The 12,748-nt window shown below is 55.0% G+C and carries 14 protein-coding genes; 1 reads left to right on the forward strand and 13 read right to left on the reverse strand.

Going from position 1 to position 12,748, the window contains the following annotated elements; translation table 11 throughout:
• Positions 1–29: 29 nt before the first annotated feature.
• The 8 genes from phnX to OQ460_RS05065 all read right to left on the reverse strand — a co-directional run bounded on the left by phnX (position 30) and on the right by OQ460_RS05065 (position 6,562).
• Complete coding sequence (gene phnX / locus OQ460_RS05030; RefSeq protein ID WP_410020783.1) at positions 30–857, reverse strand: phosphonoacetaldehyde hydrolase; 828 nt, start codon at positions 855–857, stop codon at positions 30–32.
• An 87-nt stretch (positions 858–944) separates the two neighbouring features.
• Positions 945–1,817 (reverse strand): LysR substrate-binding domain-containing protein, encoded by an 873-nt coding sequence (locus tag OQ460_RS05035; RefSeq protein ID WP_410020784.1) that lies wholly within the window; start codon positions 1,815–1,817, stop codon positions 945–947.
• A gap of 36 nt (positions 1,818–1,853) precedes the next feature.
• Positions 1,854–3,149 (reverse strand): MFS transporter, encoded by a 1,296-nt coding sequence (locus OQ460_RS05040; RefSeq protein WP_410020785.1) that lies wholly within the window; start codon positions 3,147–3,149, stop codon positions 1,854–1,856.
• A 93-nt stretch (positions 3,150–3,242) separates the two neighbouring features.
• Positions 3,243–4,334, reverse strand: a complete 1,092-nt coding sequence (psrA, locus tag OQ460_RS05045; RefSeq protein ID WP_410020786.1) for an iron-containing alcohol dehydrogenase PsrA — start codon at positions 4,332–4,334, stop codon at positions 3,243–3,245.
• 311 nt (positions 4,335–4,645) lie between these two features.
• On the reverse strand, positions 4,646–5,341 hold the full coding sequence (locus OQ460_RS05050; protein ID WP_410020787.1) for a B3/4 domain-containing protein: 696 nt from the start codon (positions 5,339–5,341) through the stop codon (positions 4,646–4,648).
• A gap of 168 nt (positions 5,342–5,509) precedes the next feature.
• Entirely contained in the window at positions 5,510–5,800 is a 291-nt protein-coding gene (locus OQ460_RS05055; RefSeq protein WP_410020788.1) for a barstar family protein, read from the reverse strand.
• Positions 5,801–5,822: 22 nt separating this feature from the next.
• Positions 5,823–6,194 carry a PH domain-containing protein gene (locus OQ460_RS05060; RefSeq protein WP_410020789.1) on the reverse strand — a complete coding sequence of 124 codons (372 nt, stop codon included), beginning with the start codon at positions 6,192–6,194 and terminating at the stop codon, positions 5,823–5,825.
• 38 nt (positions 6,195–6,232) lie between these two features.
• Positions 6,233–6,562 (reverse strand): hypothetical protein, encoded by a 330-nt coding sequence (locus OQ460_RS05065; protein WP_410020790.1) that lies wholly within the window; start codon positions 6,560–6,562, stop codon positions 6,233–6,235.
• Positions 6,563–7,152: 590 nt separating this feature from the next.
• Between OQ460_RS05065 and OQ460_RS05070 the strand changes: the two genes are divergently transcribed.
• Positions 7,153–7,872, forward strand: a complete 720-nt coding sequence (locus OQ460_RS05070) for an autoinducer binding domain-containing protein (RefSeq protein ID WP_410020791.1) — start codon at positions 7,153–7,155, stop codon at positions 7,870–7,872.
• 75 nt (positions 7,873–7,947) lie between these two features.
• On the opposite strand, the gene OQ460_RS05075 is transcribed toward OQ460_RS05070, so the two are convergent.
• The 5 genes from OQ460_RS05075 to OQ460_RS05095 form a co-directional block, all read right to left on the reverse strand.
• Positions 7,948–8,865: a metal-dependent hydrolase gene (locus tag OQ460_RS05075; RefSeq protein ID WP_410020792.1), complete on the reverse strand. Its 918-nt coding sequence runs from the start codon at positions 8,863–8,865 to the stop codon at positions 7,948–7,950.
• 64 nt (positions 8,866–8,929) lie between these two features.
• Positions 8,930–9,844: a hypothetical protein gene (locus tag OQ460_RS05080; RefSeq protein WP_410020793.1), complete on the reverse strand. Its 915-nt coding sequence runs from the start codon at positions 9,842–9,844 to the stop codon at positions 8,930–8,932.
• A 72-nt stretch (positions 9,845–9,916) separates the two neighbouring features.
• A complete protein-coding gene (locus OQ460_RS05085; protein WP_410020794.1) occupies positions 9,917–10,651 on the reverse strand; it encodes an SDR family NAD(P)-dependent oxidoreductase in 735 nt (244 codons plus the stop codon).
• Positions 10,648–11,442 carry a MaoC/PaaZ C-terminal domain-containing protein gene (locus OQ460_RS05090; protein WP_410020795.1) on the reverse strand — a complete coding sequence of 265 codons (795 nt, stop codon included), beginning with the start codon at positions 11,440–11,442 and terminating at the stop codon, positions 10,648–10,650. Before OQ460_RS05090 ends, OQ460_RS05085 begins: the two co-directional genes overlap by 4 nt.
• Before the next feature lies 1 nt (position 11,443).
• Complete coding sequence (locus OQ460_RS05095; protein ID WP_410020796.1) at positions 11,444–12,700, reverse strand: beta-ketoacyl-[acyl-carrier-protein] synthase family protein; 1,257 nt, start codon at positions 12,698–12,700, stop codon at positions 11,444–11,446.
• Between the last annotated feature and the right edge of the window lie 48 nt (positions 12,701–12,748).

Raw genomic sequence — 12,748 nt, forward strand, 5'->3', positions numbered from 1 at the left:
CCTCAGGCGTCGATAGCTCCTGTCGGGTGTCAGGAACCCTGCGGGGTTTCTCCCCGGGCCAGCCGTGCATTGATGTCGTCGATGACCGCCGGCAGTTCCACAATGGTGTCGATCAGATAATGCGGTCGTGAACCTTCAAACATCCGTGCGATGCGCTCGCGCTCCTGTGTCAGTTCAGCGGTGGGCAATGCCTTGTATTGCTCATAGGTCAGGCCCAGCGCGTTGCCGGAGCAGGTCAGGGCAACGGTCCACATACCGGCGCTGCGACCTTCCAGGATCCCTGGCCATGTATCGTCAACCTTCACGCAGGCCGCAACGTCGCTGATACCCAGTGCGATCACGTTGGCCAAGGCCTGGGCCGGATGCGGGCGACCGTTGGGCACCTCGTCGGTAGCCACTACGTGATCCGCCACGTAGCCGTTCTGTCGCGCCAGCTCCACCACTTTGGCCATGACCACCGCTGGATAGCCGGAGCAGGAGCCGATTTTCAGCGCCTTGCTACGCAGGGTTTCGATGGCTTCCAGTGCGCCGGGAATGACTGCCGAATGCAGGGCGATCTTCTCGATCTGCAGCGGCATGAAGCGCTCATACAGCGCGGTGACATCCTCATCGCTCGGCAGGCGGTCGAACACGGCGCGGTAGCGTTCGGCAATCTGCGGCTGATTGCACAGGGTGCGAATGTGATCCCACTTGCCCATACCCATCGGGCCGCGAGCTTCTTCCAGGGAAACTGCGACACCGAACTCTGCGAAGGCTTCGACGAAGATCTGGGTGGGCGCGAATGAGCCGAAGTCGACGACGGTACCGGCCCAGTCCAGGACCACGGCTTGCAGTTTGGACGGTTGTTGGTAATGCATGGCTATTCTCCATTTTCGGGTGTGAGCAGGCCGTCCCCTTTTCCAGAAAGAGACAAGCCGCTTGAGTGGTTAAACGGGTGAAGCGAATCAGCCAGCCGGGATTGGGCTGGCCTCGAACAGTTCGGCGATCATCGGCCGGTTGCGCCGGATGCCCAGGCAGCACAGGTGGTAGTCAATGGAAAACGGGTGATCGACAAAGGTGATCGGTGTGGTGCCCGGGGTTTGCGTGTACTCCACCGCGGACACAAAGCCGATACCGATGCCCTTGGCGATCGCATGCACGATCGCTTCGCGGCTGTTGAGCTGCATGACACAGTTGAGGTCTACCCCCAGGCGCTTGCAGCTTTCTTCCACCAACTGCCGGGTACGCGAGCTGCGTTCGCGCAAGACCCAGCGCTCGTGCTTGATCTGCTCGACGTGGACTTCTTTCTGCCGGGCCCAGGGGTGATCGTCGCGGACCACGGCGATGATCGGATAGCGCCGGTACAACTGCGTGTCAAAGCGATGGTCAAACTCGGAGAGGGCCAGAATCGCCACGTCGATATCGAAATTGAACAGGCGGTCCAGGGTTTCCTTTTCCGGCGAAAACGAGGTCTCCAGCTCAATGTCCGGATGGCGCTGCATCAACTCATATGTCAGGTTCATGGCGATGGGTGGCGAGACCGCCCCCAGGCGTAACATTCCGGTTTTGCGTTGCTTGAAACTCTGCAGCAGCTGCATGGCCTCATCCTCCTGGCCGAACAGGCCCTGGGTGATTGCATAGAGTGCGTGCCCTGCCGAACTCATCTCGATAAAGCGCCCACGGCGATGGAACAACTCCACCGAGAACTGCTTTTCCAGTGCATTGACCTGTTCACTGATGGTTGGCTGGCCGACGCTCAGGTAGTCGGCAGCGAGGGTGAAACTGCCGGTCTTGGCCACTGCATGAAAGGAGCGCAGCCACTTGTGGTACTGGTACATAGCGTGTCGTGCTCCAAGATCAGCCGAGCCTGGCCATCAACGGCGGATAAACAAGGCCACAACCGCACTGCACAGGCAGGCCGAGGTGACGACGATGAAGATCAGCGACGTATTGCCGGTACTGTCGAGCATACTGCCGATCAGCGGTTCCGCCAGGCCGGCGAACAGATAAGACGAAAAGTTCATCACACCGGTCGCCGTGCCAGCACGCTTGGCGCCCACCAGGTCTGGGCACAGCGCCCAGAAACTCGAGGCCGGGCCATACACGAAGAACCCGCACAGGAACAACGCCACCACGCCGACTGCGCTGTGTGGCGGCAGGCTCCACATCCACAGGCTGGTGGCGGCGCCCAGGAACATGTAGAGCATGATCGCCAGGTAGCGCTTGGAGCCGAACAGCTTGTCCGAGACCCAACCGTTGCTCAGGGCGCCGATGGCCATGCCCACTGGCAGGGCGACGGTGATCCACTTCGGATCGATCATGCTGTCGCCGCTTTTCCAGTTGGCGCCGAGGAAATGCACCGGCACCCATACGATCAGGCCGTAGCGCGCCGCGTTCTGGAAACCCAGGGAGACCGCGGCGATGATCAGTCGCGCATTTTTCAACACGGCCTTGTAGCGTTGGGCCGAGGTTTCCTCTTCACCGTGGGCGACTTCATGGCCTTTGTCATCGGCGTTGGCCACGCCGGTGTTGTCCAGCGGCTCGAAGCCTAAATCCTGTGGGCGCTCACGGGCCACCAGGTAAAACAGGATGCCACCGGCCAACATCAGCAACACCGGCAGGCGGAAGATCCAGCGCCACTCCAGTTGCAGCACTTCCAGCACTACGATAGAGGTGACATAGGACAGCACCGAGGCGCAGCCCGCGGCGAAAACGTACAAGCCGTAGACCTTGCCGCGCTCGCCGGCACTCCACCAGTTGGAAATCAGCCGGCTGCCCGGTGCCCAACCCAAGGCCTGAAAATAACCATTGATGCCCCAGGGCAGGATCAGCGCGGCAAAGTTGCTGGCAAAACTGGTCACCCAGTTGGCCGCGCAGGACAGCACGGCACCGGCGGTCATGATGCGCCGTCCACCAAACTTGTCGGCAAGATTGCCGTTGATCGCCTGGCCGATGGCATAGGCCCAGAGCATGACGGCCGATACCCATCCAAGGTGTTCCTTGGTAAAGCCGAACTCGGCCTGGATCCCCGGAATGGCGAAACCAAAGGTTTGCCGTCCGGTGTAGAAAAACAGATAACAAAACATCGCCGCCAATAGCATGCGCCACTGGGCAACTCGGAACGAAGCGCTGCGCACAGCAGGGCCAGACAGGGTATGTGCACGATTCATGATGTTTTCCTTATTGTTATTCGCCCCGACGACCGCAGCCGCAGGGGGGCACGCTTTACAGGTGCAGCAGGAAACGACCGAATTACGCTGGGTCTAGGCCGCTTGCGAGCCGATGAAGTTCTTGCCGCGCGCACCTTGCATGGCGAAGCGGATCATCGCTTGGGCTTCGGTTGGCGTTACGCCGTAGTCGGCAAACTCGGTCTTGACCTCCAGGCTGTGGAGAAAGTCGCGCAACTGTGCCTGGGCCTTGGGCAAGTCCGCGCCGAACACCCGGTGCAAGGTGCGATCACGCGCCGCGTCATGTCCCCATGCCAGCCCGAGAACCAATGGCAGGGTGAAAGAGCAGGCGATGCCATGGGGCAGGCCGTGGTGCAGGGTCATCTCGTAGGAAATGGAATGGGCCAGCGCGGTCTTGGTATTGGAAAACGCCAGGCCGGCCTTGAGCGCTGCCAACGCCATGCGTGACCGCAACTCCTGGCTGCCCAGGTCGCGATGAAGCAGCGGCAGGCACTCCAGAATGTCCTCGATGGCAGACACTGCAAACGTGTCCGACACCGGGTTGGCGTTGATATTCCAGATCGACTCCAACGCATGGGAGAGTGCATCCAGCCCGGTGGATACCGTGACTCCGGCTGGTACGGTGAGCATCAATTGCGGATCGATAATCGCCACTTTCGGCCAAGTGCAATCCAGGTGCAGTGAATACTTCTTGTGGCTGCCCGAGTCCCAGATCGTCGCCCAGGGTGTCACCTCGCTGCCGGTGCCCGCCGTGGTGGGCGCCGCGATCAGCGTCTTGTAGTGCGTGGGCACGAAGGGCTGGCCCGTTGCCAGCTGCGCCAGCAACTCATCGAACTGCCCGGATTCGGTACCCACGATCAATGCCTTGGCCGTATCAATCGCGCTGCCGCCACCCACTGCCAGTACCACGTCACACGCTGCGGCCTGCAGCCAGAAACGCTCGTAGGTTTCCCGCAGTTGCGCGACGTCGGGGTTGGGTTGCACGTCCTCGATCACATACACCAGGCGATCCCCCAGCAGCGCTTGAATCCGCTCGATCAAACCCAGGCCACGCGCTTCGGGAAAGGTGACAAGGGCGACAGTCTGGTGCTCGGTGATATTGACCAGGTCTTGCAGGCAGCCCCAGCCGAAACGGGTGTCTACCGGGTTATGGAATCGGGCATTCATGGCGGGTTCCTGATTTTTATTGTTGGAAGTGGCGCCATAGTCAGGGAGGGTAGGAGATAGCTCAAATCGATAGATTGGGGGGATGGATTGGTTGGGCCGATAGTGGAGCCTGAATGAACAAAGGTGGGTTTTGTGCCTGAACTGATTTGAAGGCTCGATATTCCCTGCTCGCGCCGCTGGATCTTCGTCTGGGGGGCGAGGGAGTGAACCTACGCGGGGGGAGGGAGCTGAAATTGGCTTTGTTCGATGCTGCGCGTGGAAAAATCACCGGCTCCACAAAGGGCGGAGCCAGGCGCTATTTCGCGGGCTGCTTATCCCGCATCCGGGCCGATGAGCTCCTGCTCGATAAGCGTCCCCGGCATCATCACCCCAAGCCCTTCAACCAAACGCCCGCCAGCCTCTTGTAGCGCATCGAGCGGCATCTGTGGGAGGCTTTCCAGGATGAACCACATCCGGGTCGCGTCCGAACTCAAGCGAGTCCTGACGCCCTGGCGCCAGTTCCAGCGCCGGCAGGTTACGCCCATATCGTCACGCCAGATCACCTCTCCCGGCTCCGGGGACTCATTGACGATCTGCCCATCCTTGACCGCATCGAACAGTTCATCGCCATCGGCGATCACCAACCTAGGCGTGCCGACATAGGCCGCGAGATTCTCGCCGCCGACGGGTATTGCATACTCAAGGCTGATCGCGTTGTAGAGGTCGACGATTGGATCAATCGGCGGCAGCCCGCCACCTCGCAGCACTCGCTTGCGCAAGGCCTCGGCGGAGCACGGCGTGCGCTGCGGCTTGGCCCCGAATCCGCGAAATACCTCGGCCCAGGCTCCCAGGTGCGCTTGCGCCCAGGCCGGGTCATCGTTCATCACTGCCTGGCACGCGTCGGCCAAGGCTTTCTGGGCAAAGTCCGGATTGATGAGGGGGGCAGCTTCGACACAAATGCTCAACGCCCTGAAGCCTGGAGCCAGGACGGCGATTTGCGAGGTAATCAAGGGGCGGACAGACGACATCAATGGTTCCTTGGAAAGTATGAGCCTTGAGAAGTGGCAGGTAATGCAACGCTGAAAGTGAGGGCATTTCTACCGGCTGGGGATGATTAGCTCTAATGATTTCAGCTAATGCAAAATTAGAATGGCTAATAACCAGTAGAAATAGATGTCGCGTCCGCTGCCCTGTTTTTAATCGATGTACTGAACCATCGGCGCCAGATCCGGGTATTCGGTCACCATCTGCGCAAGGCACTGTTGCATAAGCTGCGCGTCGCGCGGGAGACGCTGCGCAAAACCACTCCAGCCGGTCAGTTGCAGCATTGTTGGCATCTCGACCAGCCCGGTGATGGCGTCCCAGAATGCATCCCAGTTTCGACCGTACCAGTTTGGAAAACCAAGTGTGGCGCCCAGCATGCAATGGAGTTGGTCGGATGTTTCTACGTGGCTCAAGTCGATTTTTACCAGAGGCGATCTGGCCATGTGTTCACCATTTGCGCCGGGCTCAGTTGAGCAAGTGTTTGGAAATAAGCCGCGAGATTTCGACGATGGAGGTCTTGCCGGTGAATTCAAACTTCACTTTGCCCAAGGATGAAAAGTAGATTTCAAGCTCTGAGTCCAAGTCGAATGTGCCGGAAGTTTCCACGGAGTAGGCCACAATATTCTTGTACGGCAGTGACGTGAAATCCTTCTTGCTGCCGGTTATCCCTTGCACGTTCACGGCGATGATGCGCTTGGTGGTGAATACCACCCCATCGCGCATGGATTTGTACGCATCCACTACGTGTTCGTCATCCAACAACAGGGACGCAACACGTTCGGCGTATTCGTTGTTTTGCTTGAGTTTGAAGAAGCCTTTGTTGTTGAAGTCGATCATGGGTGGGCCTTGTAGTGTGTCAGTGAGGGCGCGTCGCGTTAAAGGATAGCCTTGAGGTAGTCCCTGAGTGCGTCGAGTGGTGTGCCCAGTTCCTCAAGCGTTGACGTTTGTTGAACCTGCAGCGCAAGTCTTTGCAGCTCACGACCGAGCACCGTGTCGGCGCCGCCCAAGCTGTTTAGTGCCTGGGCAATGCACTCATCCAGCTTCGACTGAATTGCAGCCAAATCCCCCTGGCGCACCAACAATCCAAATACTTCCCGCTCATACCCATCCATCACCGGATCATCGCGTAAAACCGGGCTGCTGCCGTCGGTCTCGTGCACCAGCTTGAGTGCAAAGAGCGCAACAGCTTCCAGCGTCAATTCCATGGTCTCGGTTCCTCGGTGCTTTTAGGGGAGGGCGATGATCACTGTTCTGCGACAGAAAAAAAAGACATCGAGTACTTGCGCACCAGGTCAGGTAATTACTACGCGTATGCAGATAGGTGGGGTGCCTAGGGCGCCGCGTAATTCAAACGTTCGTATACGACCTCTCCGCCATGGCTGGCAGGGGGGTGACGAGAAGCCATATGTGTACAGGCATATTACTCTTCGAAGCCTCTGGGAAAGGCCGTAACATTCCATACAGAACAGTCTTGTTGAGTTAGAACCATAGTGCTAACTAGTTGATGTTTCCGGCGTGTGGGTTAGAGATCAGCGCGATCTTATATGGCACTATGAAATAAATTTAACTTGTGGTTGCATCTACCACTCTCCAATAATGTAAAATCGCGGCTGCAGTCGATCGAGGGTCAATACTCAAAAACAGGCCTTGGCTCACTCACGATGAGAGAGAAAGCGCACTGACGGCGATATTGTCAGTCCGTTGATATACAGCTGCCATAGCCGAATCCCGATTGCAGTCATCTGGGCATCGGAACCGTTATGCGGAATGCACGACATCAGTAAAGGAATGATTCATGATTTCATTGGACGAACTTCTCATTATGTCGGGTTTGTCGAGAAAGAGCGACTGGTTCGAAGCCCTCAAGATAAATACCACGGCGCTGGGTTGTGATAGCGTGCTGTTTGCGTACAAATCGAACAATAATGTTGATAACGACCAAGCCATTATCCTCAGTGACTATCCAGCAGCTTGGCGCCAGAAATACGACGCTGAGAAGTTTGCTCGGATTGACCCCGTTGTTTCTCACTGTTTAACCTCGACAGTGCCCATTGTGTGGTTCGATAATATCTACACCTCTGTCCAGCAGCTGAACTTCAGAGAGGAAGCCAAAAAATTTGGCCTGGCACAAGGTGTCAGTTTGCCTATTCATGGCGCTGCCGGCCAAGTGGGGATGTTGAGTGCCCGTTTCGAGGCTACTCCGCAACGGCAACTTAAACACCATTTAGCACGGACGCTCCCCAACCTGACACTTATCCGCGACTACGCCCTGGATACGTTTCTCAACCTGCTTGGCAAGGAAAGTGCTGAAGAGCCTGTCGCGCTCACGCATCGGGAGTTGGAGATACTCAAATGGAGTGCATTTGGCAAAACCACTTGGGAAATTGCTCGTATTCTCAGTTGTTCGGAAGCCAACATTAATTATCACTTTGCCAAAATCAGAAAAAAGTTCAATGTAGGGTCGAGGAGAATGGCAATCGTTAAAGCCTTGCAAACGGGGTTGCTGGATTTTTGAAGCAGGCAGTCGTCAACCGACAACTGCCTGGCTCAGTCGTGCCTTACTAATAAAACTCATGTGTTGCTGTGCTGTTTATGCGCAAGACGTCCGGCTTTCGATTTCTCTGAGCACGCGCTCTCTGAGCGCTGGCTCCCAAACTTCATCCCACTGTTGTACATAGTGTTTGCGCTGTTCTAAGATCTGCGGACTATTTAAGTCAAAGTCAGCATCGATCAGCTCGATTTGCCTGGATTTGGTATAAGACATGAAAGGCGACGCGGTTAAGCGTCGGGCGTCAGTTTCAACACCAAGGCGTTTTGCGCAATACAACGCAGCGGCGAGTGCTTCGTGTTCGGAGTGGCTGACTTGCATGACTTGCGTTCGGACACGATCCTTATTCCAGACCGGCTCCTGATAGATATGTTGATAGACGTCTATGGCGACGTCGCAATGTTCTATTTCTTCTGCAAAGTGGTAACCCAATAGGTAGAGCACCCCGAGGTTCGCTGAAATGCTGCAAGTGCGAGCGAAATTCTTTCCAGAAAACAGCTGTTCAAAAAAAATAAAACTGGAAATACAGTTTTTGCTCTCAAATACTGCAATTTTCAGCAACGCATCCCTGACGCCTTCACGCTCTCCCTTGGCGACCCTCTGCAAAATAGGTTCGTAGTGATTTACGTGAAACTCGTGAAGGTAGGGATATACCCGAGGGTGAAATTGATCCTTGTATATACTGCCTGGGCAAAGAAATGAATTCAGATATTTATGGGCTTTGGCGTGGTGCATTTCCTGTACCAGGAAGGTGTGCTCAAGGTCCAGCAACCCTTCATCGGCAATCAACCCCCGGGAGTGTTTGCTGACAAAATTACAAAAGTATTCAATGTATTCCAGATAAAAGGAATACCCCAACCCCACCAGAGAAGTCTGTTCGTCGTACGCCCAGCGAAAATCAAAATCCGCCCCGACTTTCATGGCCTTTCTTATATCGAATGGAATTCTTCTGATTCTCATGTTGCGTCCTGGCTGCCTATCGCGAAAAGGCGCTCGTCCTTGGACGAGTGCCTGCTCGGTACTGTCAGTTCTGAAGAAACAGAATCCCGTCTTCACTTTCCGGGGAATGAATCGCCCGGGTCTGTCCCAACCCTTTGACCAAAAACGAAACATGCTGTGCACGCATTTGTTCCTGGCTGTACGGACTTCGGTTACCGAAGATCTGCTCCATTAACTGAGTTTTTTTACGCACAATGCGATCCACTGCTCCCTCTCCCCGCTTGGCCGGTAGGAACAACTGCATCAATTTGTTTTGCCCTTCAAAATAAGTCTCGTGGACCATCGCATTATGATAGGTAAGGCCGACGTCAATCACCGCCAGTGAACGCTCCAGGTGCTCAGGATCGGACTTTACCAACTCTTCAATGACAGCCGCCCACGCCTGGGTATGCCGTGCCTCGTCTTTCATAATGTTGGTTATTAGGGCCTGGAGGGCCGGGTGGTGTACCTGACTGCGTACATCCCGGTACAACTCAGTATTGACCACTTCGCCAAATAGGTGGGCAAATGTATAGCTGTACAGATCCCAGTACTTTCGATCCTCATAGCACCAGATGTACTTTTGCGAATATTCGCGGACGGAAAGTTTGTCTACATAACTCAACTCACCGGTAGAGACGTAATGGTGGGCGGTCGCAAGAGCGATGCCATGACGCATTTCTTCATAGGCAATGATATTGACATAGGCAAGAATCTGCCCCCAGTCGTTGGCCAGGCTTTTTGGATAACCTTCACGGATTTCACTGAGCAATAGGTCATGAAACTGTACCGCTGATGCCTGTCCGGAAAACTCTCCATCCGACAAGCAGTCGAGCAAGTTGACAATATCCCGATCATGCTCATCGAGCTCGGCCAGCCATTTCCATTCATACCGTTGTGCGTCCCACCTTTGTTCGTCGGAAAGGCAGCCGAAATTGACGATGGTGCTAATCCCTGACATGCAAGATTCTCCCTGAATTGAGTCGCCCGGCAGAGAGCAACTCAGGTATTGCTTGGTTAATAAAAAAGTCGATCAGCAAGTTAGGCCGCCGTCGATCACCAGCGTTTGGCCGGTGATATAGGCTGCTCCCTCGCTTAGTAGGTAATCAACCAATGACGCTACCTCAACCGTGCTTCCGAAACGACGTAGCGGAATGCTCTTCTTCAGCCCCGTACCGCTGTCTTTCAAATGCCGGGTCATATCGGTCTCGATATAGCCAGGGGCAATGCTGTTGACCCGCATATTAAATCGAGACATTTCAAGAGCCAGCGAGCGGGTCATGCCTATCAGTGCGGCCTTGGTGGCTGAATATGCTGACTGGCCGACATTGCCTTTGATTCCTGAAACGGAGCTGATGTTGATAATGCAAGCATCAGACTCCCCCATCATCGAACCGATAAAAGCTCGGGAAACCGAAAATGCAGAAAAGACGTTTTGACTGAATATATGGGTCAGGGCTTGCTCATCAAGGTTCGAGAAAAGGCTGTCCTCAGCGACCCCAGCATTGTTGATCACTGCATAAGGCGGTCCATAGCGCTGAATAAGCGATTGCGCCACATCTTCAACCTGGCTCACATCGGATACATCGCAGTGAACCGCCTCTACCCGATTACCAGGTTCATTATTCAATTGTTCAGCCAGCGCCTTGGCTTCGATCATGCTGGTCTTGTAGGTGAATACAACATCGTAGTTCCTGCTTGCCGAACGCACGATCTCTGCACCGATGCCACGAGACCCACCCGTGACGAATATCCATTTACGCTTCATGCCGATTCCTCCAGCAGGTTGGCGATCAATCCCATTTCTACAGCCAGCACCGGTCGGTCATGCGAGTACAAGGTGAAGACAACAGAGGCAAAAATGGAATCGTTGACTCTGATCAGATCCTTGCCTTTAACGCTGTAAGCAATTGATTCGTAGTTCGACCCTGGCGCCAGAGTCCAGTCGGTATCTATCAGCGTCAGCGCATGGGAGATCTGATAGACGACATAAGGGCGGTTGCTGGATATACCTTCTCTGGCGAGAAAACGCTGAACATCACTGGCTAACGCAGACTTGCGGTTGTCTTCGATGTAAATCGAAAATAGGATGGCGTCCCAATACACGCTCGGATGTAAATGTGAGCCAACAAGGGTCGACAACAGTTCGTATTTTTTATCCAGCACCTCGGTGCAATAGCGCTCGAGTATTGGTCGACGCTCGTCCGACGCTGTCTCCGCAGTAGCTTGCGAAGCGCTTCTGGCCTTCACGCTGCCTGTATACAGCGACTTCCCGTCAGAGCTGACTTTAATGTTCTGTACAGGACTGAGTGTGTAGTCTACGAACTGGTCAATCGGCACTGCATGCTTGAGATGCAGCTTTATCTCGCAAGTCTGGGCACAAATGGGAGCCTCGAGCGCCAGATGATTCTTGAGCGGCAACATGGCAAGCATTCCATGAACAATCCGCCCGGAGTGACCATTTTTGATGGCGAAATCGCCATCGAAATGTACTGGGTTCCGATCGCCAGAAAATACCGCCCAGTTCTCCAGGTCTTCATGATTAAAGTTTCGACGCATATCACGAATACCTTCTGACAACTAGGCAGCTATTGGCCCCGCCGAATCCGTAGTTGATGTTCAGTACGTTGTCGACCGTCTCTAAATGCCGGTGTTCGTTAGGGATGTAATCAAGATCGCAAAGAGGATCGGGGCACGCCAGATTGATCGTTGCCGGCGCCATTCCGGTCTGGAGGGTCTTGATACAGAAAACAGTTTCAATAGCACCCGCTGCAGCGATCAGATGGCCGGTATACGATTTCGTACTGGAGATGGGAATCGAGCTTGCTCGCTCGCCAAAGACCTTCTTGATGGTATTGGTCTCATTCAGATCATTGAGCTGAGTCGAGGTCCCGTGTGCATTGATGTAGTCGATGTCCGATACATTAAGACCCGCATCCTCGATCGCCTTTTCGATCGACATCGCTCGACCCAGCAAATCCTCGGCCGGAGCGGTGATATCGTAAGCATCCGAATAGTTGGCGTACCCACCGATCTCGGCATAGATGGTAGCGCCTCGCTTGAGCGCCTCATCCAGATCTTCGAGTACCAACACGGCGCTGCCTTCGGACAACACAAATCCGCTTCGCCCCTTACTGAACGGACAACAAGCCTTTGCCGGGTCTTCCTGTTCCTTGCTCAAGGCCCCCAGGATATCCACCGACCAGACGTTGTAGTCTCCTGTAATGCTCTCGCTGCCTCCGGCAAGCATGCATTTGGCCCTGCCGTTACGAATGAGTTCGCATGCGTCGCCGATTGCGATGTTGCCTGTGGCACAGGCTGCCACCAGCGTGTTCTGGTAACCCCTCATATTCCAGGCCATTGAAACCGACCCGGTCCATACGCTGTGCATGGAAAAAATTGTACTGAGCGGAGAAGCGAGACCCGACTCGACATACATGTCGTTATTGTCGATGGTTGAGTCGACTCCTCCCCACCCTGTTCCCAACACTACGCCCCGGTCAAAGGGCGAATAGTGTTTGTCCATCTCTGCCACCGGATCCTCACCAAAAGCCAAGCACAATGCTTGCTCCGAAGCGGACATGCCGATTCGCGCAAAGCGGGGAAGATTCTTGGCGATGCGTTTCGGTACCGACTTGAGCTCTATCGGAAACTCGATCTTTCCAAAAAACTTTGCCGTGACTGATTGATCGTTCATCGGGTGTCGGGCATAACCCATTTGATAGTCTTTTATGGCACCCCAGATTTCGTCTGTGTTACGACCCAAGGCACAGACAGCGCCGAATCCCGTGACGACTACCCTTTTCTTAGTTTGCACTGCGCATCCCTCTCGAGCTGTATTACCGTTGTCATGTCGACGGGCTGG

The sequence above is a fragment of the Pseudomonas imrae genome, assembly GCF_046352735.2.
GTDB lineage: Bacteria > Pseudomonadota > Gammaproteobacteria > Pseudomonadales > Pseudomonadaceae > Aquipseudomonas > Aquipseudomonas imrae.

Excerpts from the sequence above, each read along its gene's own strand:
- OQ460_RS05055 (WP_410020788.1), bottom strand. The coding sequence starts at position 5,800 with ATGGCCAGATCGCCTCTGGTAAAAATCGACTTGAGCCACGTAGAAACA.
- psrA (WP_410020786.1), bottom strand. The coding sequence starts at position 4,334 with ATGAATGCCCGATTCCATAACCCGGTAGACACCCGTTTCGGCTGGGGC.
- OQ460_RS05075 (WP_410020792.1), bottom strand. The coding sequence starts at position 8,865 with ATGAGAATCAGAAGAATTCCATTCGATATAAGAAAGGCCATGAAAGTC.
- OQ460_RS05090 (WP_410020795.1), bottom strand. The coding sequence starts at position 11,442 with ATGCGTCGAAACTTTAATCATGAAGACCTGGAGAACTGGGCGGTATTT.
- OQ460_RS05065 (WP_410020790.1), bottom strand. The coding sequence starts at position 6,562 with ATGGAATTGACGCTGGAAGCTGTTGCGCTCTTTGCACTCAAGCTGGTG.
- OQ460_RS05060 (WP_410020789.1), bottom strand. The coding sequence starts at position 6,194 with ATGATCGACTTCAACAACAAAGGCTTCTTCAAACTCAAGCAAAACAAC.
- OQ460_RS05080 (WP_410020793.1), bottom strand. The coding sequence starts at position 9,844 with ATGTCAGGGATTAGCACCATCGTCAATTTCGGCTGCCTTTCCGACGAA.
- OQ460_RS05050 (WP_410020787.1), bottom strand. The coding sequence starts at position 5,341 with ATGTCGTCTGTCCGCCCCTTGATTACCTCGCAAATCGCCGTCCTGGCT.
- OQ460_RS05070 (WP_410020791.1), top strand. The coding sequence starts at position 7,153 with ATGATTTCATTGGACGAACTTCTCATTATGTCGGGTTTGTCGAGAAAG.
- OQ460_RS05035 (WP_410020784.1), bottom strand. The coding sequence starts at position 1,817 with ATGTACCAGTACCACAAGTGGCTGCGCTCCTTTCATGCAGTGGCCAAG.
- phnX (WP_410020783.1), bottom strand. The coding sequence starts at position 857 with ATGCATTACCAACAACCGTCCAAACTGCAAGCCGTGGTCCTGGACTGG.
- OQ460_RS05040 (WP_410020785.1), bottom strand. The coding sequence starts at position 3,149 with ATGAATCGTGCACATACCCTGTCTGGCCCTGCTGTGCGCAGCGCTTCG.
- OQ460_RS05085 (WP_410020794.1), bottom strand. The coding sequence starts at position 10,651 with ATGAAGCGTAAATGGATATTCGTCACGGGTGGGTCTCGTGGCATCGGT.